This is a genomic window from Kitasatospora humi, assembly GCF_020907985.1.
Taxonomy (GTDB): Bacteria; Actinomycetota; Actinomycetes; order Streptomycetales; family Streptomycetaceae; genus Kitasatospora; species Kitasatospora humi.
This window is the reverse complement of the sequence record NZ_JAJJPA010000037.1, coordinates 21028-43448: the sequence shown is the minus strand read 5'-3', so window position 1 is coordinate 43448 and position 22421 is coordinate 21028. Positions and strand designations below refer to the sequence as shown.

Here is a 22421-nt window from a genome sequence, read left to right as displayed (position 1 = left end):
CGTTGATCGGGACTGCCGTTGAGCGCAGTCACCGCCGATCGCAACTGCAGATCACCGTATACGGCGCACCTTCCGAGAACACCGAAACATGGCCGAGTGTTGTTCCCCGGGAATGCGAATCCGATCGTTTTCTGGCGGTCGGTGGAATTCGGCTGCTAATCGGTCTTGGCCGCGCCGGAAACGGCCGAGGCCGCACCCGCCGGAGCGGGTGCGGCCTCGGGGCGCGCGGTCGGGGCCGGTCAGGCCTGGGGCAGCGCGGCGAGCTGGGCGGTGATCCGGGCGATGTCCGCCTCCGCGGCGGCCTGCCGGGCCCGGATCTTCACCACGACGTCCTCCGGGGCCTTCGCCAGGAAGCCCTCGTTGCCGAGCTTGCCGCTGGTCTGGGCCAACTCCTTCTCGGCGGCGGCGAGGTCCTTGGCCAGCCGCTTGCGCTCGGCGGCCACGTCGATGGTGCCGGACAGGTCCAGCGCCACCGTGGCACCGGCGACCGCCAGCGAGGCGGTCGGCGCGAAGCCGTCGGTCGGCTCGGTGAGCCGCAGCAGCGCGCGCATCGCCTCCTCGTGCGCACCGAGCCGGGTGCCCGCCAGGTCCAGCGTCGCCGGAACCTTCTGACCCGGCTTCAGACCCTGGTCGGAACGGAACCGGCGAACCTCGGTGACCACCTGCTGGAGGGTGGCGATCTCGGCCGAGGCGTCCTGGTCGCGGTAGCCGCTGTCCTTCGGCCAGGCGGCGACCACCACCGACTCGGCGCCGGTCAGCGCCGTCCAGAGCGCGTCGGTGACGAACGGCACCACCGGGTGCAGCAGCCGCAGCGTCACGTCCAGCACCTCGCCGAGCACCCGGCGGGCCGCGTCGGCCTGCGGGCCGCCCTTGGCCAGGGTGGTCTTGGAGAGCTCGACGTACCAGTCGAACACCTCGTCCCAGGCGAAGTGGAAGAGCGCGTCGGCGAGCTTGGCGAACTGGTAGTCGTCGTAGAGCGCGTCGACCTGGGCCACGGTCTCGTTGAGGCGCGACAGGATCCAGCGGTCGGCCGCGGTCATCACCTCGGGGGCCGGCAGCGGGCCCTCGACGGTGGCGCCGTTCATCAGCGCGAACCGGGTGGCGTTCCAGATCTTGTTGCAGAAGTTGCGCGAGCCCTTGACCCAGTCCTCGCCGATCGGCACGTCGGCGCCCGGGTTGGCGCCGCTGGCCAGGGTGAACCGGACGGCGTCGGCACCGTAGGCGTCCATCCAGTCCAGCGGATCGACCGCGTTCGGGTTGGACTTGGACATCTTCTTGCCGAACTCGTCGCGGACCAGACCGGTCAGCGCCACGGTGTGGAACGGCGCCTTGCCGTCCATCGCGTACAGGCCGAACATCATCATCCGGGCGACCCAGAAGAAGATGATGTCGTGGCCGGTGAGCAGCACGTCGGTGGGGTAGAACTTCTCCAGGTCCGGGGTCCGCTCCGGCCAGCCCAGGGTGGAGAACGGCCACAGACCGCTGGAGAACCAGGTGTCCAGGACGTCCGGGTCCTGGGTCCAGCCCTCGCCCGTGGGCACCTCGTCGTCCGGGCCGACGCAGACGACCTCGCCGTCGGGGCCGTACCAGACCGGGATCCGGTGGCCCCACCAGAGCTGGCGGGAGATGCACCAGTCGAACATGTTGTCGACCCAGTCGAAGTAGCGGCGCTCCAGCTCCTTCGGGTGGATCTGCACCCGGCCGTCCCGGACCGCGTCGCCGGCCGCCTCGGCCAGCGGGCCGACCTTGACCCACCACTGCAGCGACAGGCGCGGCTCGACGACGGTGTGGCAGCGCGAGCAGTGGCCCACCGCGTGCATGTAGGGGCGCTTCTCGGCGACGATCCGGCCCTGCTCGCGCAGCGCGCCGACCACGGCCGAGCGGGCCTCCATCCGGTCCAGGCCGAGGAACGGGCCGTGCACGGTGATGGCACCGCGCTCGTCCATCACGGTCAGGCTGGGCAGGTCGTGGCGCTGGCCGATGGCGAAGTCGTTGGGGTCGTGCGCCGGGGTCACCTTGACGGCACCGGTGCCGAACTCCGGGTCGACGTGGGTGTCGGCGACCACCGGGATCTCACGGTCCGTCAGCGGCAGCTTGATGGTGCGGCCGATCAGGTGCCGGTAGCGCTCGTCGTCCGGGTGGACGGCGACCGCGGTGTCGCCCAGCATCGTCTCGGCCCGGGTGGTGGCGACCACGATGGAGTCGTCGCCGTCGCCGTAGCGGATCGAGACCAGCTCGCCGGGGCTGTCCTCGTGCTCCACCTCGATGTCGGAGAGGGCGGTGAGGCAGCGCGGACACCAGTTGATGATGCGCTCGGCGCGGTAGATCAGGCCGTCGTCGAAGAGCTTCTTGAAGATGGTCTGGACGGCCTTGGACAGGCCCTCGTCCATGGTGAAGCGCTCCCGGCTCCAGTCCACGCCGTCGCCGAGGCGGCGCATCTGGCCGAGGATCTTGCCGCCGTAGTTCTCCTTCCACTCCCAGACCTTCTCGACGAAGGCCTCGCGGCCCAGGTCGTGCCGGGACAGGCCGGACTCGGCGAGCTGCTGCTCCACCTTGTTCTGGGTGGCGATGCCGGCGTGGTCCATGCCCGGCAGCCAGAGCGCCTCGTAACCCTGCATCCGCTTACGGCGGGTCAGGGCGTCCATCAGGGTGTGCTGGAAGGCGTGGCCCAGGTGCAGGGCACCGGTGACGTTCGGCGGCGGGATGACGATGGTGTACGGGGTCTTGTCGCTCTTGGCGTCCGCCTCGAAGTAACCCCGCTCCACCCAGCGCTCGTACAGCTCGCCCTCTACCTCGCGCGGCGCGTAGGTCGTCGGAAGGGCGGCTGCGTTGTCCCCGGACGCGTGGTCGGTGGGGCGCTGGTTCGTCATGTCGGTCACGACGCACAGTTTACGGAACCGCGCGGGCCCCCGAGCACGTCGGTGCCGTACGGTAGCGTGCCGTGCCTCGGCCGGGAGTTCGGGGGCCGCCGGACCAGCCCGGCGAGCGAGCCGCGCCGGCGAGTGATTTCTGGGAGGGAACGCCGATGTCCGAGCAGCACCCGTTCGGTGCGCCGCCGCCCACCCCCGGCTACGGCCAGGGCGGCTACGGCGGGCCCGCCCCGAACCACGGGCAGGCCGGCGGGTTCGGGCAGCCGCCGGCGTACCAGCAGCCGGGCGGCTACGGCCCGTCCCCGGCCTACGGTCCGGTGCCGCCCCCGGCCCAGCCCGCCACCGCCTGGCCCGCCGCGGGCGGCTACGTCCCGCCGGCGCCGCCGCCCAGGAAGAGCCGCAAGGGCCTCGTCATCACCCTGGCCGCCGTGGTGGGCGCCATCGGCATCGCGTCGACGGTGCTGGTCCTCACGGTGGCCGACAAGGTCTCCAAGGAGGGCACCCAGCAGGTGGTGCTGCCGCAGTCCTTCCAGGGCCTCAACAGGGACGACGGCAATCCGCTGGCCCAACAGCTGAAGACCACCCTGGCCGGCCAACCGTCGTCGCAGGACCTGGACGGCATGGTCTCCACCGTCTACAACGGCCTGCTCTCGGACCGGGCCGTGGTGGTCTACGGCGGCTACGGCAAGATCTCCTCCCCGAACACCGAGGAGGCCAGCTTCTGGAACGGCTTCGAGTCCAGCGCCCGGGCCAACGGCAAGGGCACCACCTTCGGCCCGCGCACCCACCCGGACCCCGGCCCCAAGGGCGGCACGATGAGCTGCGAGGACGGCACCACCGGCAAGGAGACCGACGCGGTCTGCGTCTGGGTGGACAACAGCTCCCTGGTGGTGATGATGCAGACCACCATCAAGGGCACCGCCCCGACGCTCGACAAGGCCGCCTCCGACCTGCGCGAACTGCGAACGGTCGCCGAGGTGCCGAAGTAGTCGTAACAGCACGAAGGGGCCCGCGGATTCCGCGGGCCCCTGCTGCGTTCCGGGTTGACCGGGCGTCAGGCGCTCTTGTCCCGCCGTTCGCGCTTGATCATGTCGCGCGGCACCAGGGTCGGGATGGCGTGCTTGGAGACCACGTCGCCGGTGACCACGACCCGGGCGACGTCCTGACGCGACGGCACCTCGTACATCACCGACATCAGCACCTCCTCCATGATCGCCCGCAGACCGCGCGCGCCGGTGCCGCGCAGGATCGCCTGGTCGGCGATCGCCTCCAGCGCGTCCCGGCTGAACTCCAGCTCCACACCGTCCAGTTCGAAGAGCTTGCGGTACTGCTTGACCAGCGCGTTCTTCGGCTCGGTGAGGATCTGCAGCAGCGCCTCACGGTCCAGGTTGTGCACGCTGGTGATCACCGGGAGGCGGCCGATGAACTCCGGGATCATGCCGAACTTGACCAGGTCCTCAGGCATCACCTGGCGGAAGTGGTCGCTGGCGTCGCTCTCCCGCTTGGAACGGATGGTGGCGCCGAAGCCGATGCCCTTGGCGCCCGAGCGGCCCTCGATGATCCGCTCCAGGCCGGCGAACGCGCCGCCGACGATGAAGAGCACATTGGTGGTGTCGATCTGGATGAACTCCTGGTGCGGGTGCTTGCGCCCGCCCTGCGGCGGCACCGAGGCGGTGGTGCCCTCCAGGATCTTCAGCAGCGCCTGCTGGACGCCCTCCCCGGAGACGTCCCGGGTGATCGACGGGTTCTCGCTCTTGCGGGCCACCTTGTCGATCTCGTCGATGTAGATGATCCCGGTCTCGGCCTTCTTGACGTCGTAGTCGGCCGCCTGGATCAGCTTGAGCAGGATGTTCTCGACGTCCTCGCCGACGTAGCCCGCCTCGGTCAGCGCGGTGGCGTCGGCGATCGCGAACGGCACGTTCAGCATCCGGGCGAGGGTCTGCGCCAGCAGCGTCTTGCCGGAACCGGTCGGGCCGAGCAGCAGGATGTTGGACTTGGCGAGCTCGATGGCGTCGTCACGACTGCCGCCGCTGCGCCCGGCCTCGCCGGCCTGCACCCGCTTGTAGTGGTTGTAGACGGCCACCGAGAGGGCCTTCTTGGCGAGGTCCTGGCCGACCACGTACTGGTCCAGGAACTCGTAGATTTCGCGCGGCTTCGGGAGCTCCTCGAAACGCACCTCGGAGGACTCGGCGAGCTCCTCCTCGATGATCTCGTTGCAGAGGTCGATGCACTCGTCGCAGATGTACACGCCTGGGCCGGCGATCAGCTTCTTCACCTGCTTCTGCGACTTGCCGCAGAACGAGCACTTGAGCAGGTCGCCACCGTCTCCGATGCGTGCCACGAGGTGCTTCCCCTTCGCCAGGGGCCCCGCGGGGGTTCCGGGGCCTGGTGCTGTGGACCCGACGGCCGCCCCCTGCCGGGGCGCTCAGGTCTCGGTATCCGACGGTACTCTGCCAACTCACGGAAACGGCCGTCTTCGACTGCTCTGCCCTACGCCCTGGGCGAATTGATACCGAACAGATGCCGTCGCTTCGGGGCCGTAGCCCGGCGGGCGGGGCGTACCGACTGGTACGCCCCGCCCCGGTGGAACTGGGTGGTGCTGACCCGGCTCAGCCGCTGAGCGAGGCCTTGCGGGTGGAGATGATCTGGTCGATCAGCCCGTACTCCAGGGCCTCCTCGGCGGTGAGGATCTTGTCGCGCTCGATGTCGTCGCGGATCTTCTCGACCGGCTGGTTCGAGTGCTTGGAGAGCATCTCCTCCAGCTGCTCGCGCATCCGGAAGATCTCCTTGGCCTGGATCTCCAGGTCGGAGACCTGGCCGCGGCCGGTCTCGGTGTACGGCTGGTGGATCAGGATCCGGGCGTTCGGCAGTGCCATCCGCTTGCCGGGGGTGCCGGCCGCCAGCAGCACGGCGGCGGCCGAGGCGGCCTGGCCCATGCAGACGGTCTGGATGTCCGGCTTGACGTACTGCATGGTGTCGTAGATCGCGGTCAGCGCGGTGAACGACCCGCCGGGCGAGTTGATGTACATCTGGATCTCGCGATCCGGGTCCATCGACTCCAGGCAGAGCAGCTGGGCCATGATGTCGTTGGCCGAGACGTCGTCCACCTGGGAGCCGAGGAAGATGATCCGCTCCTCGAACAGCTTGGCGTACGGGTCGTACTCGCGGATGCCCTGCGAGGTGCGCTCGACGAAGCGCGGAACGATGTACCGGCCCTCGGCACGAGCGCCGAGGAACTCGCCGGCGGGAGTGTTGGGGAAGGTCATGGCGGGTTGGTCCTCCGGATGCGTTTCCGACGTGGTGGGGTGCTCGGCCAGGGCGCTCAGGCGCCGGTGCCGCCGCCGCCGGGAACATCCGCGGCGCTGTGCATGATGTCGTCGATCAGACCGTAGGCCTTCGCCTCGTCGGCGGTGAACCAGCGGTCGCGGTCGGAGTCCTTGGTGATCTGGTCGAAGGTCTGACCGCTGTGGTGCGCGATCAGCTCGGACATCCGGCGCTTCATCCGGAGCAGCTGCTCCGCCTGGATCCGGATGTCGGTCGCGGAGCCACCCAGGCCCGCCGACGGCTGGTGCATCAGGATCTCGGCGTTCGGCAGCGCGAAGCGCTTGCCCGGGGTGCCCGCGGTCAGCAGGAACTGGCCCATCGAGGCGGCCATGCCCATCGCGATGGTGACCACGTCGTTCTTGATGTACTGCATGGTGTCGTAGATCGCCATGCCGGCCGTGATCGAGCCGCCCGGGGAGTTGATGTACAGGTAGATGTCCTTCTCCGGCTCGGCGGCCAGGAGGAGGAGCTGGGCGGTGATCTTGTTGGCGATGTCGTCGTCGACCTGCTGGCCGAGGAAGATGATGCGCTCCCCGAGCAGCCGGTTGTACACCTGGTCGCCCAGGCCGCCGAGCACGTCACCACCGGCCGCGCGCGGCGTCATCAGGCCAGGCATCTGAATCTGCGGGAACGTCACTTAGCCACCTGCTCAGTCGGTTTAGCTTGCTTTCGTCGACCCTAACGCCCAGGCGGAGTCCGGAAATCCCTCACACAGAACTGTTCGCTGTGAGCGCAGGTGCCGGGGTACGGGAACGGGCCCGGACGCGTGCTGCGTCCGGGCCCGTCCAGGCGTTACGTGGCGACCGGGCTCAGGCCTCGGTCGACTCGGTGCCCTCCTCGGCGGCGGCCTCGGTGGTCTCCTCGGCGGCGGCCTCGGTGGTGGCCTCGGCGGCCTCCTCCTCGTCCTCGTCGAAGTTCACGACCTCGCCGTTGCTGTCGGTCACCGTGGCGGCCTCGACGACCAGGGCCAGCGCCTTGCCCCGGGCGACCTCGCCGACCAGCAGCGGAACCTGCTGGTTGGAGACGATCTGCTGGGCGAACTGGTCCGGGGTCAGGCCGGAGCCGGCGGCGCGGCGGATCAGGTGCTCGGTGAGCTCCTGCTGGTCGACGCCGACCTCCTCCTTGGCCACGATCTCGTCCAGCACGAACTGGGTCTTGATGCCCTTCTTGGCCTGCTCCTCGGTGTCCGCGTCGAACTCCTCGAGGGTCTTGCCCTGGGCGGCGAGGTAGCCCTCCAGCGTCTGGCCCATCGGCTGCAGCTGGTGGTGCTCCAGGTTGTGCTTGCGGGTCTCGATCTCGTCCTTGAGGAGCTTCTCCGGGAACTCGATCTCGATCTTCTCGAGCAGGGCGTCGAGGACCTTCTCCTGGGCCTGGGTGGCCTGGTCGAACTCCTTCATCCGGCCCAGGCGCTTGCGCGAGTCGGCGCGCAGCTCCTCCAGGGTGTCGAACTCGCTGGCCAGCTGGGCGAACTCGTCGTCCAGCTCGGGCAGCTCCTTCTCCTGGACCGCGGTGACGGTGACCGTCACCTCGGAGCTCTTGCCGGCCTGGGAGCCGCCCTTGAGCTCGGTGGTGAAGGTCTTCGACTCGCCGGCCGACAGGCCGGTGACGGCCTCGTCGATGCCGTCCAGCAGGCGGCCGGAGCCGATCTCGTAGCTCACGCCGGTGGCGGTGCCGTCCTCCGGCACCTCACCGTCGACCTTGGCCTCCAGGTCCACCACGACGATGTCACCGGCGGCGGCGGCGCGCTCCACGTCCTTGACCGAGGAGAAGCGCTCGCGCAGCTGCTCCAGCGACTTCTCGACGTCCTCGTCGGTCACCTCGATGGCCTCGACCTCGACCGAGATCTCCGCGAAGTCGGGGAGGGTGATCTCCGGACGGACGTCCACCTCGGCGGTGAAGGTCAGGCCGTTGGCGTCGAGGTCCTCGACGCCCTTGATGTCCGTGATGTCGGGCTGACCGAGGACCTCGACCTTGTTCTCGTCGACGGCCTGCGTGTAGAAGCGCGGGAGAGCGTCGTTGACGGTCTCCTCCAGCACGGCGGCGCGGCCGAACCGCTGGTCGATGACCCGGTTCGGGATCTTGCCCTTCCGGAAGCCGGGAACCGTGACCTGCTGGTTGATCTTCTTGTACGCCGCGTCGAGGCTGGGCTTGAGCTCCTCGAAGGGCACCTCGACGGTGAGTCGAACCCGGGTCGGGTTCAGAGTCTCGACGGCGCTCTTCACGGTTAGGTCTCCTATGGGGCTTGCGGTCGGCTTGTCTGGTCCGGACCGAGTCCCTCGCGGGGCCGCGGGCCGGGCAGACGGGTGATGAGCCACCTGGTGCGGCATCTCCCGTACGGGGTGGACGGCGAGCGACCCGGCCCCGGCTAGGGGGCTGCTTGGGGACTCTGTCACCCTGGGCGGTCGGCCCGAGAGCCAGAACCACCAGCGAACCATCCTACCGGGTACCACGAAACCGACTGGTCGGGGTGACCGGATTCGAACCGACGACCTTCCGCTCCCAAAGCGGACGCGCTACCAAACTGCGCCACACCCCGCATTCACGCGAGAGAGAGCGTACACGGCGTCGATCGTCGGTTCGCAGATATTCGACAGCCCACCGGATCGGGTACGCTGTTCCCCGTCCACACGGACCGGCGGGTGTAGCTCAATGGTAGAGCCCTAGTCTTCCAAACTAGTCACGCGAGTTCGATTCTCGTCACCCGCTCTTCACCGCGACGGCCCCGGCTCCCACGAGCCGGGGCCGTCGGCGTCCGCGGGAGCCGCCGGAGCCGGCCGCCGGACCGCGCGCCACCAGGCCGTTCACAACTGGAACATCGCGGCTCCACCCCGCTAGCCTCGACAGACGTTCGATCGGGGCGAGGGAGGGCGGGGCGGTGGACGCCGAGCAGCGGCTGTCGGTCATACAGCGCGGCGTGGTGCGGGAAATGGCTCGCTACGACCGGGAGTTCACCATCGACGGCGCGGTGGTGCGCGGCCCCGGGACCACCGCTGTGGCGATCCGCGAGCACGCCGGGGAGGGCGGCGGCAGCGGGCACGTGGACCTCGGGTTCGTGCTGCGGCTGGGCAGCGCCGACGCACCGGTGATCTGGGACTGCGCGGCGGGCCTGGGCACCACCGAGACCGAGAAGCTGGACAGCGCGGTGCGGATGTGGGCCGGCACCACCGCGGCCGCCGTGGTCGAGCTGCTGGACCACCGGGGCCGCTACGGCGACCACCGCCGCGTCGCCGAGCTGCCCGGGTGGCACGCGGTGCAGGGGCCGGCCACCGTCTTCGGGTTCCAGAGCGCGCGGCTGACCGACTGGCTGGGCGGGCACGAGCTGCTGCCGGAGCTGGCTCCGGCACTCGCCCCGGAGCTGACCGATTCGCGACTGAACGGCGTGAAGCTCTTCTTCGGCGGCCGGACCGGCGACGAGGTGGCCGAGGTCAGGGTGAACGGCACGGTCTGCCCCGCCGCCTCCCGGGCGCTGGGCGCACTGGACTGGCCGCGCGCCGAACGCTTCTGCTGGGCGCGGCTCTTCGTGCTGCTGACCGCCGAGGGCAGCACCCTGGCGGCGGTGCGCACCGCCGAGGCCGAGCCGGTGGCCCTCGCCAGTGCCGAGCCGGCGCAGGCGGAGGCCGACCCCCGGACCGTCCGGCGCGGCCGGCTCAGCCGTTGGTGGCAGGCCCGCCGGGCGGGGCAGTGACACCGCCCCGGCACCGGGTCAGTTGGTCATCTTGCCCAGCGTGTTGGCGACCGAGGTGAGGAAGTCCTGGATCGGCTTCGACAGCTGGGTCGACTGGTTGAGCATGAAGCCGAAGAGCGTGGCCACGATGGCGTGCGGCCACTTGATGGCCCCGGAGCGGATGAAGATGATCATCATCACGCCGAACAGGACCAGCGCAGAGACGGAGAGTGCCACCCGGACTCACTTCCTCACATGTCGTGGCGGAACGGACCACGGCCTGCCCGAAGGTCCCCCAGGCGGCACCCGTCGGCCCCAAGCACACCCGATTGCCCCCGAGATCCGGCCAGTCCCGCCCGGACTCAGTGTGGTCGACCGTGCCGACTGCGTAAAGGACTTGCCAGTGACCCGTGCCAAAAGTCCTGCGATGTGGGACGAGTTTCCGCCGACCGAGACGATAGCCGACCGGACCTGACGGCCCGTCGACCGGGGGTGTCCGACCGGGCCGTTCGTGGACGCACCGCCGGCCCGCCGCCGTCCGAGAGATTGGCCGAAGATCACCACTGGCCATTGACATCCACGTGTGCGTCCGCTTGAGCGTCGGTGGGCCGACCCGGGCCTCAGCGCCGCCAGAGCAGCAGCACCGCGCGGTCGTCGTTGATGTCCTTGGCCACCGTCTCGATCAGGCGGCCCGCCGCGCCGCCGCTGTCCCGCCCCAGCTGACCCCCGGCCACCAGCCGGTCCGCCTCGCCCATCAACCGGTCCATGCCCTCGGCCAAGTCCCGGCCCGGCGCCTCGACCATCCCGTCGGTGCAGAGCATCAGCACGTCACCGGGGCCGAGGCGGCCGCGCACCCCTTCGAACTTGGCGCCGTCGTAGAGGCCCAGCAGCGGCCCCTCGGTGGCCTCCTTGCTCTCCCAGCGCCCGGCCCCGCCGAGCCGCTGCATGCCCGGCAGATGGCCGGCCGACAGCAGCTCGTACTCCCCCGTGTCCAGGTCCAGGGCCAGGTGGACGGCGCTGGCGAAGCCCTCCTCCCAGTCCTGCCGGAGGAGGTAGCCGTTGGCCGCCGGCAGGAAGTCGTGCGGTGGCAGCGAGCCGAGCAGCCCCCCGAAGGCCCCGGAGAGCAGCAGCGCCCGGGAACCGGCGTCCATGCCCTTGCCCGAGACGTCGGCCAGCACGACTTCCAGCATCCGCCGCCCCGGCCCGGTGCGGGCCGCCACCACGAAGTCACCGGAGAACGACTGGCCGCCCGCCGGGCGCAGCGACATGTCGGCGTGCCAACCGGTGGGCAGGTCCGGCACCTTGCTCTGCACCTTGAGCCGCTCGCGCAGGTCGAAGAGCATCGAGCCGCCACTGCGCCAGGGCACCCCGACCCGGCTGCGGAACTGGGCGAGCAGCAGCCCGGCCACCCCCACCGCGCCGACCACCAGGGCGGCACCGGGGGTCACGCCGAAGACATAGGCCTCCGGGCGGTCACTGGCGGCCCGCTCACCGCTGTGGATCACCGACTCGGTGGACAGGCCGAGCGCCGCCGTGGCGTAGAGCAGCACCAGCGAGACCGGGCGCAGCAGCAGTGAGCCGGCCAGGATCGGCAGCACCAGCGCGGTGGGCGGCACCCAGGCGGGCAGCCAGACGTTGAGGGTGACCAGCAGCGGCACCAGGAGCAGCAGCACGGTGAAGGCCAGCCAGTCGGCGCCGTCGCCGCGGAAGTAGTCCACCCCGGTCCGGCGCAGGGTGCGGCGGGCCCGGTAGAGGCGCTTGCGCAACCGGGCCGTCAGGGGGTCCGCGGGGGCCGCCCCGTTCGCACTCGTCTGGGGCCTGGAGCCCGGTGTGCTGCCAGCCATGGGCCCCGAGCCTATCCAGCGGGGGCCGGTCGCGTCGACGGCCGTTCACCTGAGCGCCGCCGGGGCGCACGATTTCGGCCGGGCGTACCGGGCCGCCGGCGGCCCACCAGGCCTGCTCGGGAAGCGAGTTGGGGCGCTCACCGCACCTGGCGCGCCGGGGGTTGCGGGCCCGCGCCCGCGCGCCGCACGACCGGAAGGGCTCGCGGCACGCGTGTGCGAGTGGTAGCTGTGTCATATGACACAGTCCTCGGATGCCCGTTCCTCGGCTGCCGGTTCCGCTGCCGACCACGACGTGCTGTCCCTGCGGACGCTCAAGGCCGCCGAGTGGGACGCCTGGTACGACGCGCTGGAGGTGGCCTTCGGCGCCGACGAGAGCCCGGAGCGCCGCGGCCTGTGGCAGGCGCTGACCGAGGTCGACCGTTCGCTGGGGGTGTGGGACGGCGACCTCGCGGTCGGCGGGGCCGGCGCCTACTCGTTCCGGGTGGCGGTGCCGGGCGGCGCGCTGCTGCCCGCCGCCGGGGTGACCATGGTCGGGGTCCTGCCCACCCACCGGCGGCGCGGGGTGCTCACCGCGCTGATGCGCCATCAGCTGGACGAGGTGCACGAGCGCGGCGAGTCGCTGGCGGTGCTGACGGCCTCCGAGCCGGCCATCTACGGCCGCTACGGCTACGGCCTGGCCACCTGGAAGCTCGGGGTCAGCATGGAGCGCGCCCGGGTCCGGGTGGAACGCCCCGAGGACGGCCGGATCCGCCTGCGGCTGGCCGACCCGGTGACGGCGTCGCCGGCCTGCGAGCGGCTCTACGGCGAGCTGGTGCCGCTGCGCCCGGGGATGGTGGCCCGGCTGCCCGGCTGGGAGCGGTTGCCGCTGCTGGACCCGGCGAGCGAGCGCGAGGGCCACACGCCGCTGCAGTGCGTGCTGGCCGAGGACCGGGTGAACGGCACCCTGCTCGGCTTCGCCCGCTACTCCACCCGGATGAGCTGGGAGCACGCCGGACCGGCCGGCGAGGTGCGGGTGCGCGAGCTGCTGGCGTCCGATCCCGGCGCACGGGCGGCGCTCTGGGCGTACCTGCTGGACCTGGACCTGACCGACACGGTGGTGGCGGCCAACCTCCCGGTGGACGACCCGCTGCTGCACCTGGTCTCCGACCCGCGGCGGCTGCGCTCGCAGCTGTCGGACGCGCTCTTCGTCCGGCTGGTGGAGGTCGGCGACGCACTGCGCTCCCGGCACTACGCGGCGCCGGTGGACCTGGTGCTGGAGGTGACGGACGAGTTCTGCCCGTGGAACACCGGGCGCTGGCACCTGCATGCCGCCGGGCCCGAGAAGCCGGCCGCCTGCGAGCCGACCGAGGCGCCGGCCGAGCTGGCCCTGCCGGTGCGCGAGCTGGGCTCGGCGTACCTGGGCGGCGTCTCGCTGGCCGCGCTGGCGGCGGCCGGGCTGGTCCGGGAGCTGCGCCCCGGCGCCCTCGCCGAGGCCTCGGCGGCGTTCGGCTGGGCGGTGGCGCCCTGGCTGCCGCACAACTTCTGACGGCCAGGGCGCTGAGGGAGCCCGGCAGGGGCTCCCTGGTGGCTCAGCCCTGCTGCGGGTGGTGGGCCGGGATGGGGGGCAGCTCGCCGGTGGCCTCGTAGGTGTCGAGCATCTCGATCCGGCGGGTGTGCCGGGGCTCGTTGCTGTACGGGGTGGCGAGGAAGATCTCGACGAACTTGGTCGCCTCCTCGACCGTGTGCATCCGGCCGCCGATGCTGATCACATTGGCGTTGTTGTGCTCACGGCCGAGGGCGGCGGTCTGCTCGCTCCAGGCGAGGGCGGCCCGCACGCCCTTGACCTTGTTGGCGGCGATCTGCTCGCCGTTGCCCGAGCCGCCGATCACGATGCCCAGCGCCTCCGGGTCGGCCGCGGTGCGCTCGGCGGCCCGCAGGCAGAACGGCGGGTAGTCGTCCTCGGCGTCGTAGATGTGCGGGCCGCAGTCGATCGGCTCGTGGCCGGCCTTGGTCAGCCACTCGACGAGGTGGTTCTTCAGTTCGTATCCGGCGTGGTCGGAACCCAGGTAAACGCGCATGGCCATGAGTCTGGCACGCCGCGGCACCGGTGCCGCCGAAGCCCCCGGCACCACGTCAGGTCAGGCCCGCTTGCCCAGCAGCTTCCAGGCCAGCGGCAGCGCGCCCATCGCGACCGCCGTCTTCAGCGCGTCGCCCACCAGGTACGGGTAGAGGCCCAGGTCGGCCGCCTTGGCGAGCGGGACGTGCAGCGCGGCGGCCAGGTAGGGCACGCCGACCGCGTAGATGGTCAGGTTGCCGAGCACCATCACGCCGGCGGTGCGCAGCGGGCCGCGGTCGGCGCCGCGCCGGGCCAGCAGGCCGGTGAGCGCGGCGGCCAGCACGAAGCCCAGCACGTAGCCGAAGGAGGGCATCGCCCAGCCCGAGCTGCCCCCGGCGAACCAGGGCAGACCCGCCACCCCGGCCAGCAGGTAGACGGCGAGCGCGGCGGCGCCCCGGCGGGCCCCGAGGGCCGTGCCGACAAGCAGCGCGGCGAACGTCTGCCCGGTCACCGGCACCGGCGAGCCCGGCACCGGCACCGAGAACTGCGCGGCCAGGCCGGTGAGCGCGGCGCCGCCGCCCACCAGGGCCAGCTCGCGCAGCGCCGCACCGAGGCGGGTGTCGGCGGCGGGCAGCAGGTCGGCCAGCACCGGACGGGACGTGAGCGGGGCGGCGGCAAGGGCCATCGGATCCTCCAAACGGCTGAATCAATGAACGTTCGTGAACCTACGCTTCTTGATCTTCGGTTTCGATACCACTACCCACAAACCCGATCGGCCTGCACTTGTGAGGTTCATACCGGCCGTTTCACTGTGCAGACACATCCGCCTACGCTGCGCAGCCTGCGGGTCCGGATCCTGAGCACAGCTTCGCGATGCCGCCGCGGCTCCCGCATATTGGGACGGGTCGTCCGTTATACGAGCGTCTGGATAACCCGCGATGAGCACTGTCACCGCACCGCCGAAGGCCCCCGAAGCCTCCGGCAGCCCGCAGCTGAGCCATGGCCTGAAGCAGCGCCACCTCTCGATGATCGCCCTCGGCGGCGTCATCGGCGCCGGCCTCTTCGTGGGCTCCGGCGCGGGCATCGCGGCAGCCGGCCCGGCCATCATCCTGGCCTTCCTCGGCTCCGGCCTGCTGGTGATGCTGGTCATGCGGATGCTGGGCGAGATGTCCGCCGCCCACCCGGCCTCCGGCTCCTTCTCGGTGCACGCCGAGCGCGAGATCGGCCCCTGGGCGGGTGTCACCGCCGGGTGGATGTACTGGGTGATGCTCTGCTGCGGCGTCGCGGCGGAGGCCACCGCGGCCGGCTCGATCATGAACTCCTGGATCCCGGGCGTGCCGGGCTGGGCCTGGGTCGGCGTCTTCATGGCGTTCTTCTGCGCCAGCAACCTGACCGCGGTGAAGAACTTCGGCGAGTTCGAGTTCTGGTTCGCGGCGGTGAAGATCACCGCGATCGTGGCCTTCCTGGTGCTCGGCGTGCTGGGCGTCACCGGTGTCATCGGCCACGGCGCGCCGGGCGCCGCCAACCTGACCGGGCACGGCGGCTTCCTGCCGCACGGCGGCAGCGGACTGGTCACCGGCCTGCTCGCCTCGGTCTTCGCCTACGGCGGCCTGGAGACGGTGACCATCGCGGCGGCCGAGTCCGACGACCCGCGTCGCAACGTGGCCAACGCGGTGCGCACGGCGGTCTGGAGGATCGCCGTCTTCTACATCGGCTCGATGGCCCTGGTGGTCACCCTGGTGCCGTGGAACAACCCCGACGTGGTCAAGCTGGGCCCCTACGTGACGGTGCTCCAGCTGCTGAACGTGCCGGGTGCGGCCGTGGTCATGAAGGCCGTGGTGCTGATCGCCCTGCTGAGCGCGATGAACGCCAACATCTACGGCGCCTCCCGGATGGCCTTCTCGCTGGTCGCCCGCGGTCAGGGCCCCAAGGCGCTGGCCAAGGCGTCCGGCGGCGTGCCGCGCCTGGCGGTGCTGGCCTCCTGCGCCTTCGGCTTCGCCGCCGTGCTGGCCGGCTACTGGTGGCCGGACACCGTGTTCACCTGGCTGATGAACACCACCGGCGTGGCCATCCTGGTGGTGTGGCTCTTCATCGGCGTCGCCCAGCTGCGGATGCGCCGCCGCCTGGAGCGCGAGGCCCCCGAGCTGCTGACCGTCCGCATGTGGGGCTACCCGTACCTGACCTGGCTCGCCATCGCCGCCGTGGTCGGCCTGCTGGGTCTGATGACCACCACGTCGGGCAACCGCGACCAGCTGTACGCGGCCGGTGTGCTGGTGGCCGGCCTGAGCGCGGCCGGCTACTGGCGCCAGCGCCGACTCGCGGCGCGCGGGTAGCCGGGGCGCGGTCGGCGGCCGAACCTACGGCCTGGTCGGCGGTCGCGTCGGCGGTCGGCGGTCGGTCCCACGGATCCGGGGCGGCGGTCGGTCCCACGGATCCGGGGCGGCGGTCGGGCATCTGACGGCGCGAAGTCGACGCCGTGGTCCCGGCCGTCGGCCCGGGCGCGGGCGACCACCGGCGCCAGCGGCACGCCGGGGGCGCGTGAAAAGATGCCCCGGGGCAGGACCTGCTCCTCCACGCCATCTGCACAGCACCGTGCGAGCCGGACAAAGGAGTACCGCAGTGCCGGGCAAGAATCTCAGTCGCGACGAAGCTCAGCAGCGTGCGAGCCTCCTCAGCGTGCACGGTTACGAGGTCCACCTCGACGTGACCGGCGCGCCGGAGGCCGACGCCGCGACCTTCCGCTCCACCACCACGATCCGCTTCAGCTGCACCACACCGGGCGCCGCCAGCTTCGCCGACCTGCTGGCGCCGGGTGTGCGGGCCGTCACCCTGAACGGGCGTCAACTCGACCCGGCCGCCGTGTTCGACGGCGCCCGGGTGGCGCTGGAAGGCCTGGAGGCCGAGAACGTCCTGGTGGTGGACGCCGACTGCGCGTACAGCCGGACCGGGGAGGGTCTGCACCGCTTCACCGACCCGGCCGACGGGGAGACCTACCTCTACACCCACTACGAGCCGGCCGAGGCCCGCCGGGTGTTCGCCAACTTCGAGCAGCCCGACCTCAAGGCGCCCTACCGGTTCACCGTGAGCGCACCGGCTGCCTGGGACGTCTACGGCAACGAGGCCGAGGAGTCGGTCGTCGAGGAGGCCGGCGTCAAGGTCTGGCGGTTCCTGGAGACCAAGCCGATCTCCACCTATCTGACGGCCGTGGTGGCCGGTCCGTACCACGTGGTCCGGGACCACTGGAGCCGCCGGCTGCCGGACGGCTCCACCCTGGAGATCCCGCTGGCCGCCACCTGCCGCAAGTCGCTGGCGCCGTACTTCGACGCCGAGGAGATCTTCGAGGTCACCAAGCAGGGCCTGGACTTCTTCCACGAGGAGTTCCAGTACCCGTACCCGTTCGGCAAGTACGACCAGTGCTTCGTGCCGGAGTACAACATCGGGGCGATGGAGAACCCGGGCTGCGTGACCTTCAAGGAGGACTTCGTCTTCCGCTCCCGGGTCACCGAGGCCGCCTACGAGTCGCGGGCCAACGTCATCCTGCACGAGATGGCGCACATGTGGTTCGGCGACCTGGTCACCATGAAGTGGTGGGACGACCTGTGGCTCAAGGAGTCGTTCGCCGACTTCATGGGCTCGTTCGCGCAGCAGGAGGCCACCAAGTACCAGGCCTCCTGGGTGACCTTCGCCAACCAGCGCAAGGCCTGGGCGTACCGGCAGGACCAGTACCCGACCACCCACCCGATCACCGCGGACATCCGCGACGTCGAGGACGCCAAGCTCAACTTCGACGGGATCACCTACGCCAAGGGCGCCTCGGTGCTCAAGCAGCTGGTCGCCTACGCCGGCCGGGACGCGTTCTTCGAGGGGGCCCGCCGCTACTTCCAGCAGCACGCCTTCGGCAACACCGTGCTCGGCGACCTGCTGGAGGTGCTGGCCGTCACCTCCGGTCGCGGTGAGCAGGCGATGGCCGAGTGGTCCGCGGCCTGGTTGCAGACCTCGGGCGTCAACGCGCTGACCCCCGAGGTCACGGTGGACGCGGAGGGCCGGATCACCGAGCTCGCGATCCGGCAGTACGGCGAGACACCGCGCCCGCACCGGCTCGCGGTCGGCCTCTACGACCGCGAACCGGACGGCGCCCTGGTCCGCGGCGCCCGCCTCGAACTGGACGTCACCGGTGCCCGCACCGTGGTCGCGGAGGCGGCCGGCCGGCCGCGCCCGGCGCTGATCCTGGTCAACGACGACGACCTGACGTACTGCAAGATCCGGTTCGACGCCGCCTCGCTGACCACCCTGCTCGGCTCGCTCGGCGACATCCGCGAACCGCTCGCGCGCGCGCTGGCCTGGTCCGCCTGCTGGAACCTGACCCGGGACGGGCTGCTGCCGGCCCGCGAGTACCTGGACCTGGTGGTGCGGTTCGCCGGCTCGGAGTCGGACATCGGCGTGCTGCAGAGCCTGCACACCCAGGCCAAGGGTGCCCTGGACGTCTTCGTCGCCCCCCGGCACCGGGCCGAGGGCGGTCGGCTGCTGGCCGAGTGCGCGCTGCGCGAGCTGCGCGCCGCCGCCCCGGGCAGCGACCAGCAGCTGGCCTGGGCGCGGTTCCTGGCCACCACCGCGCAGAGCGAGACGGAGTTCGAGCTGCTGGAGGGGCTGCTGGCCGGCACCACCCGGATCGACGGCCTGGAGGTGGACCAGGACCTGCGCTGGTCGCTGTGGATCGCGCTGGCCGCCGCCGGTCGGGCCACGGTGCAGCAGCTGGACGCCGAGCTGAAGCGGGACCACACCGCCAGCGGCAGCCAGAAGGCCACCCAGGCGCTGGCCGCCCGCCCGACCGCCGAGGCCAAGGCGGCGGCCTGGTCGGCGGTGGCCGATTCGGACCGGCTGCCCAACGCCATGGTCGGTGCGCAGACCGCCGGTTTCCAGCAGGCCGGGCAGCGGGAGTTGACCGCGCCGTACACCGCGCGCTACTTCGAGCTGCTGGAGTCCATCTGGGCCGAGCGCAGCATTGAGATCGCCATCCGGTTCGTCGGCGGCTTCTTCCCCCGGCTGCAGACCGACGAGGCGACGCTGACCGCGACCGACGCCTGGCTGGCGGAGCACGAGCAGGCCGCGCCGGCGCTGCGCCGTCTGGTGCTGGAGTGCCGGGACGAGCTGGCCCGGGCGCTGCGGGCGCAGGCCGCCGACCGCGGCTGATCTCCGAACGCCGGAGCGCCTCCCCCCGCCGCGGAGGAGGCGCTCCGGCGTTCGCCCGTGTTCGGCGCTACTTGAGCGTGGCCGAGGTGAGCCCCGCCTGCACCTGCCTCTGGAAGGACAGGTACACCACCAGCACCGGCAGCATGGCGATGGTCATGCCGGCGAACAGGCCCGGGAAGTCGCTGGCGTAGCCGCTCTGCAGGGCCAGGTTCATCAGACCCTGGGCGAGCATCGAATGGTCCGGGTCGGAGCTGTTCTGCTGCTGCATCAGGGTGACCGGCAGCAGGTACTGGTTCCACTGCCCGAGCACGTTGAAGATGAAGACGCTGATCAGACCGGACTTCGCCATCGGCACCATCACCTGGAAGAACGCCCGGGTGTGCGAACAACCGTCGATCATCGCTGCTTCGTGCACCGCGGTCGGCAGCGAGCGGAAGAAGGCGTAGAGGAAGAACACGGTGAACGGCAGCGAGTAGGCCGTGTAGACCAGGATCAGACCGAGGTAGCTGTTGAGGCCGAGCAGCGGGCTGATCTGGCCGAGGTTCTTCACCATGAAGAACAGCGGCACCAGCGCGAGGTAGACCGGGAACATCGCGCCGGCCACGAAGAAGTAGTAGATGACGCGGTTGCCGGGGAACTCGTAGCGGGCCAGCACGTAGGCCGCCATCGCGCCGAGCAGCATCGTCAGGGTGAGCGAACCGGCCAGCACGATCACGGTGTTGGCGAAGAAGCCGCCGATCCCCTTGTCCCAGGCCCGGGCGAACGCGTCGAAGTGCCAGTTTCCCGGCCAGGTCCAGGCGCTGCTGCCGATCTGGGCGTTGGTCTTGAAGGAGCCCAGCACGATCCAGAACAGCGGGACGATGATCATCAGCGCCCAGAGGGCGAGGAAGCCGTGCGAGAAGACGTTGAGGATGCCGCCGCTGTCGGCGAAGCGCTGCGCCTGGCTCGGCCGGCGCGTCCGGTCGGTGCCGCGCTGGGCCGGGACGGCGCCGGTCGTGTCGGTGTGGATGGTCATGGCCGGCCCCGCTCAGAACTCGATCTTCTCGCGCCGGGTCACCCGGAGCGCGACGACTGACAGGATGAGGGTGATGAAGAAGATCACCACACCCATGGCGCAGGCGTAGCCCGCCTTGCCGTAGGTGATGAAGTTGCGCATCAGCAGGGTCGACAGGATCTCGCTGCGGTGGTCCGGGCCACCGCCGTAGAACTTGCCCGGGGTCATGGTGGAGACCAGCGCGAAGCAGTCCATGGCCGCGATCGCCAGGTACACCCAGGCGGTCTGGATGGTCTCCCACAGCAGTGGCAGGGTGATCCTGAAGAAGGTCTGCCCGCGCTTGGCGCCGTCCAGCAGCGCGGCCTCGTAGATGTCCTTGGGCACCGACTGCATGGCGGCCGAGAACAGCACCAGGTAGAAGCCGACGCCGGACCAGACCAGCACCCCGATCACGCACCACAGGCCGAGGTTGGGGTCGGAGAGCCACTGCCAGGGCCGGTTCGGGTCCTCCACGCCCAGCTCGACCAGCACGCCGTTCAACAGGCCGCCCTGGTCGGTGCGGTAGACGCCCTGGAAGAGCACCGAGAGGATGGCGACCGACAGCACCTGCGGGAAGAAGAAGACCACCTTGTAGAAGCCGGCGCCGCGCACCCCCTGCACTCCCCCGGTGCCGCCCCGGCCGCCGACGTTGAGCATGAAGGCGAAGAACAGCGCCAGCAGGATGGTGGCGAGCGGCAGCACCGCGAGCAGCAGCAGGTTGTGCTCCAGCGCCAGCACGAAGACGTTGTCGCCGAACAGCGTGGTGTAGTTGCGCAGCCCGATGAAGTTCATCTGCTGCGAGGCCCCGGACCAGTCGGTCAGGGAGTACCCGAAGGTCTGCAGGTACGGCCAGATGACCAGCAGTACGTAGAGCGCGACGGGGACGATGAGGAACCCCACGATGAAGGGGTACTTCCGGTGACGCATCAACTGCTCCTGTCCGCCACGGCCCGGGCCGGACGGGCTCGGCGGGCGTGGCAACCGGGGCGCGGGGCACTGCGACCGGGCAGCCGGCCGCGGTGTCCCGCCCACCTTCAACTCGACTGCGGTCAGACCTTCTTGGAGGTGGCGGCCTTGACCCGGGCGACCCACTGCTGCGGTGTGATCCGGCTGTTGACCAGGTCGGTGGTGGCGTTCTCCATCTCGGTCTCGAACGCCGTCTGCAGGTCCGGGTAGGTGTAGTTGAAGGTGTTGCCGCCGGCCGCGGTGACCGCCTGCGCGGAGGACTTGGTGCCGGGCTTGAGCACCACGTCGGGGCCGATGCCGTCCTTCAGCACGGTCAGCGAGTTGGCCGCGGCGGCGAACTTGCCGGAGGCCTCCTTGGTCAGCATGATCCGCAGGAATTCCAGGCCGCCGGCCTGGTTCTTCGCCTTGGCCGGCACGATGAACGGCTCACCGGCGCCGGCCCGCACGGCGTTCTGCGGCATCTTGTCGCCCGCGAGCGAGGGGACCGGCAGGAAGGCCATGTCGAAGTCGGCCGGGGTGACCTTGATCATCTCGTTCTCCAGCCAGGAACCGCACGGGATGAACGCGGCCTTGCCCTGGCACCAGGCGGTCTGCGACTCGGTGTGGGTCATGCCGTTGGTGCCGGGGAGCAGGTAGTCCTTCTGCATGATCTGGAAGAACGCGGAGACGCCGGCCAGCACCGCCGGGTCGTCGAAGGCCGTGGGGTCCAGCGCGTCGATCCGCTTCACCAGGTCGGCGCCGCCCTGCTTGGCGACCAGGTCCATGATCAGGTAGTTGGCGTAGTACGGGTACTTGCCCTGGTGGCAGAAGGGCGCGACGCCGGAGGCCTTGATGGTCGCGCAGAGCGCGAGGAAGTCGTCCCAGGTCTTGGGCGGGGTCCAACCCTTCTCCTTGAAGAGCTTGTTGGAGTACCAGAGGCCGTAGACCGTGTAGACGTAGTTGAGGGAGTACACCTTGCCGTCGATGGTGCCCTGGTCGATGGTGCCGGGCAGCAGCACGTCTCGGACCTTCTGGCTGGGATCGTCCAGGTACGGCGCGTCCAGCAGCACGGACAGGTCGGTCAGCTGGTCGGCCTTCTCCAGCACGTCGAGCCTCATCGCCTGGGCGCCCGAGTCGTCGACCACGTCCGGCGGGTTGCCCGCGTTGAACCGGGGCTGCAGCTTGGGGCTGATGTCCTGGGTGCCCAGGTGGCTGACGTTGGCGCCGCTGTAGGTCTTCTTGTACATCTCCTCGAAGGCCTTGGCGTAGTCGTCGCCGTAGCCGCCCTTGAAGATCACGACGTCCAGCGGGTCGTTCGCCTTGACGCCGAACGGGTTGGTCGCACTGCCGCTGCCACTCGGCGCGGCGCCCTTGGTGCCGCTGCCGCCACCACCCCCGGCGGCACACGCGGCGAGCAGTGAACTGCTGCCGGCCGCGAGGACGGTGACCGCGGCCGCGCGCTTGAAGATGTCGCGGCGGTTGTACTCAGTTGCAGAGCCCATGAGTGCCCTTACCC

Annotated in this window: 17 protein-coding genes and 2 tRNA genes; 6 read left to right on the top strand and 13 right to left on the bottom strand. The window is 70.6% G+C overall.

The window, feature by feature from the left end; translation table 11 throughout:
• Window positions 1–239 precede the first annotated feature (239 nt).
• Window positions 240–2870 (bottom strand): valine--tRNA ligase, encoded by a 2631-nt coding sequence (locus LN042_RS27110; protein WP_230054037.1) that lies wholly within the window; start codon window positions 2868–2870, stop codon window positions 240–242.
• Window positions 2871–3025: 155 nt separating this feature from the next.
• On the opposite strand from LN042_RS27110, the gene LN042_RS27105 reads away from it, so the two are divergent.
• Window positions 3026–3859, top strand: coding sequence for a hypothetical protein (locus LN042_RS27105; RefSeq protein WP_230054011.1), 834 nt, complete (start codon window positions 3026–3028; stop codon window positions 3857–3859).
• A gap of 65 nt (window positions 3860–3924) precedes the next feature.
• Here LN042_RS27105 and clpX read toward each other — a convergent pair whose 3' ends face one another.
• The 5 genes from clpX to LN042_RS27080 form a co-directional block, all read right to left on the bottom strand.
• Window positions 3925–5211, bottom strand: coding sequence for an ATP-dependent Clp protease ATP-binding subunit ClpX (gene clpX / locus LN042_RS27100; protein WP_230054010.1), 1287 nt, complete (start codon window positions 5209–5211; stop codon window positions 3925–3927).
• Window positions 5212–5479: 268 nt separating this feature from the next.
• Complete coding sequence (locus tag LN042_RS27095; protein WP_230054009.1) at window positions 5480–6136, bottom strand: ATP-dependent Clp protease proteolytic subunit; 657 nt, start codon at window positions 6134–6136, stop codon at window positions 5480–5482.
• 56 nt (window positions 6137–6192) lie between these two features.
• Window positions 6193–6798 (bottom strand): ATP-dependent Clp protease proteolytic subunit, encoded by a 606-nt coding sequence (locus LN042_RS27090; RefSeq protein WP_230054036.1) that lies wholly within the window; start codon window positions 6796–6798, stop codon window positions 6193–6195.
• Window positions 6799–7003: 205 nt separating this feature from the next.
• Window positions 7004–8416 carry a trigger factor gene (tig, locus tag LN042_RS27085; RefSeq protein WP_230054008.1) on the bottom strand — a complete coding sequence of 471 codons (1413 nt, stop codon included), beginning with the start codon at window positions 8414–8416 and terminating at the stop codon, window positions 7004–7006.
• A gap of 237 nt (window positions 8417–8653) precedes the next feature.
• Window positions 8654–8730: transfer RNA gene (locus LN042_RS27080), tRNA-Pro, on the bottom strand.
• 99 nt (window positions 8731–8829) lie between these two features.
• On the opposite strand from LN042_RS27080, the gene LN042_RS27075 reads away from it, so the two are divergent.
• Both LN042_RS27075 and LN042_RS27070 read left to right on the top strand, forming a co-directional pair.
• Window positions 8830–8900 (top strand) — tRNA-Gly (locus LN042_RS27075).
• Window positions 8901–9069: 169 nt separating this feature from the next.
• Window positions 9070–9879: a DUF6348 family protein gene (locus tag LN042_RS27070; protein ID WP_230054007.1), complete on the top strand. Its 810-nt coding sequence runs from the start codon at window positions 9070–9072 to the stop codon at window positions 9877–9879.
• A gap of 18 nt (window positions 9880–9897) precedes the next feature.
• On the opposite strand, the gene LN042_RS27065 is transcribed toward LN042_RS27070, so the two are convergent.
• Window positions 9898–10095, bottom strand: a complete 198-nt coding sequence (locus LN042_RS27065) for a hypothetical protein (RefSeq protein ID WP_230054006.1) — start codon at window positions 10093–10095, stop codon at window positions 9898–9900.
• A gap of 383 nt (window positions 10096–10478) precedes the next feature.
• Window positions 10479–11702 (bottom strand): PP2C family protein-serine/threonine phosphatase, encoded by a 1224-nt coding sequence (locus LN042_RS27060; RefSeq protein WP_230054005.1) that lies wholly within the window; start codon window positions 11700–11702, stop codon window positions 10479–10481.
• Between the two features lie 235 nt (window positions 11703–11937).
• On the opposite strand from LN042_RS27060, the gene LN042_RS27055 reads away from it, so the two are divergent.
• Window positions 11938–13227 carry a GNAT family N-acetyltransferase gene (locus LN042_RS27055; RefSeq protein ID WP_230054004.1) on the top strand — a complete coding sequence of 430 codons (1290 nt, stop codon included), beginning with the start codon at window positions 11938–11940 and terminating at the stop codon, window positions 13225–13227.
• A gap of 43 nt (window positions 13228–13270) precedes the next feature.
• Here LN042_RS27055 and LN042_RS27050 read toward each other — a convergent pair whose 3' ends face one another.
• On the bottom strand, window positions 13271–13759 hold the full coding sequence (locus LN042_RS27050; RefSeq protein ID WP_230054003.1) for a ribose-5-phosphate isomerase: 489 nt from the start codon (window positions 13757–13759) through the stop codon (window positions 13271–13273).
• Window positions 13760–13819: 60 nt separating this feature from the next.
• Window positions 13820–14422, bottom strand: a complete 603-nt coding sequence (locus LN042_RS27045) for a biotin transporter BioY (protein ID WP_230054002.1) — start codon at window positions 14420–14422, stop codon at window positions 13820–13822.
• Between the two features lie 253 nt (window positions 14423–14675).
• Between LN042_RS27045 and LN042_RS27040 the strand changes: the two genes are divergently transcribed.
• Both LN042_RS27040 and pepN read left to right on the top strand, forming a co-directional pair.
• The gene (locus LN042_RS27040) at window positions 14676–16070 is read left to right on the top strand and encodes an amino acid permease (protein ID WP_230054001.1); all 1395 of its coding nucleotides are present in this window, start codon (window positions 14676–14678) and stop codon (window positions 16068–16070) included.
• Window positions 16071–16356: 286 nt separating this feature from the next.
• Window positions 16357–18927, top strand: a complete 2571-nt coding sequence (gene pepN, locus LN042_RS27035; protein WP_230054000.1) for an aminopeptidase N — start codon at window positions 16357–16359, stop codon at window positions 18925–18927.
• 67 nt (window positions 18928–18994) lie between these two features.
• On the opposite strand, the gene LN042_RS27030 is transcribed toward pepN, so the two are convergent.
• The 3 genes from LN042_RS27030 to ngcE all read right to left on the bottom strand — a co-directional run bounded on the left by LN042_RS27030 (window position 18995) and on the right by ngcE (window position 22407).
• Window positions 18995–19942, bottom strand: a complete 948-nt coding sequence (locus LN042_RS27030) for a carbohydrate ABC transporter permease (RefSeq protein ID WP_230053999.1) — start codon at window positions 19940–19942, stop codon at window positions 18995–18997.
• A gap of 12 nt (window positions 19943–19954) precedes the next feature.
• On the bottom strand, window positions 19955–20887 hold the full coding sequence (locus LN042_RS27025) for a carbohydrate ABC transporter permease (RefSeq protein WP_230053998.1): 933 nt from the start codon (window positions 20885–20887) through the stop codon (window positions 19955–19957).
• A 122-nt stretch (window positions 20888–21009) separates the two neighbouring features.
• Window positions 21010–22407 carry an N-acetylglucosamine/diacetylchitobiose ABC transporter substrate-binding protein gene (gene ngcE, locus LN042_RS27020; RefSeq protein ID WP_230053997.1) on the bottom strand — a complete coding sequence of 466 codons (1398 nt, stop codon included), beginning with the start codon at window positions 22405–22407 and terminating at the stop codon, window positions 21010–21012.
• Window positions 22408–22421 lie beyond the last annotated feature (14 nt).

Excerpts from the sequence above, each read along its gene's own strand:
- LN042_RS27095 (WP_230054009.1), bottom strand. The coding sequence starts at position 6,136 with ATGACCTTCCCCAACACTCCCGCCGGCGAGTTCCTCGGCGCTCGTGCC.
- LN042_RS27045 (WP_230054002.1), bottom strand. The coding sequence starts at position 14,422 with ATGGCCCTTGCCGCCGCCCCGCTCACGTCCCGTCCGGTGCTGGCCGAC.
- LN042_RS27040 (WP_230054001.1), top strand. The coding sequence starts at position 14,676 with ATGAGCACTGTCACCGCACCGCCGAAGGCCCCCGAAGCCTCCGGCAGC.
- LN042_RS27025 (WP_230053998.1), bottom strand. The coding sequence starts at position 20,887 with ATGCGTCACCGGAAGTACCCCTTCATCGTGGGGTTCCTCATCGTCCCC.
- LN042_RS27110 (WP_230054037.1), bottom strand. The coding sequence starts at position 2,870 with ATGACGAACCAGCGCCCCACCGACCACGCGTCCGGGGACAACGCAGCC.
- LN042_RS27030 (WP_230053999.1), bottom strand. The coding sequence starts at position 19,942 with ATGACCATCCACACCGACACGACCGGCGCCGTCCCGGCCCAGCGCGGC.
- LN042_RS27050 (WP_230054003.1), bottom strand. The coding sequence starts at position 13,759 with ATGCGCGTTTACCTGGGTTCCGACCACGCCGGATACGAACTGAAGAAC.
- LN042_RS27105 (WP_230054011.1), top strand. The coding sequence starts at position 3,026 with ATGTCCGAGCAGCACCCGTTCGGTGCGCCGCCGCCCACCCCCGGCTAC.
- LN042_RS27090 (WP_230054036.1), bottom strand. The coding sequence starts at position 6,798 with ATGACGCCGCGCGCGGCCGGTGGTGACGTGCTCGGCGGCCTGGGCGAC.
- ngcE (WP_230053997.1), bottom strand. The coding sequence starts at position 22,407 with ATGGGCTCTGCAACTGAGTACAACCGCCGCGACATCTTCAAGCGCGCG.
- LN042_RS27060 (WP_230054005.1), bottom strand. The coding sequence starts at position 11,702 with ATGGCTGGCAGCACACCGGGCTCCAGGCCCCAGACGAGTGCGAACGGG.
- LN042_RS27055 (WP_230054004.1), top strand. The coding sequence starts at position 11,938 with ATGACACAGTCCTCGGATGCCCGTTCCTCGGCTGCCGGTTCCGCTGCC.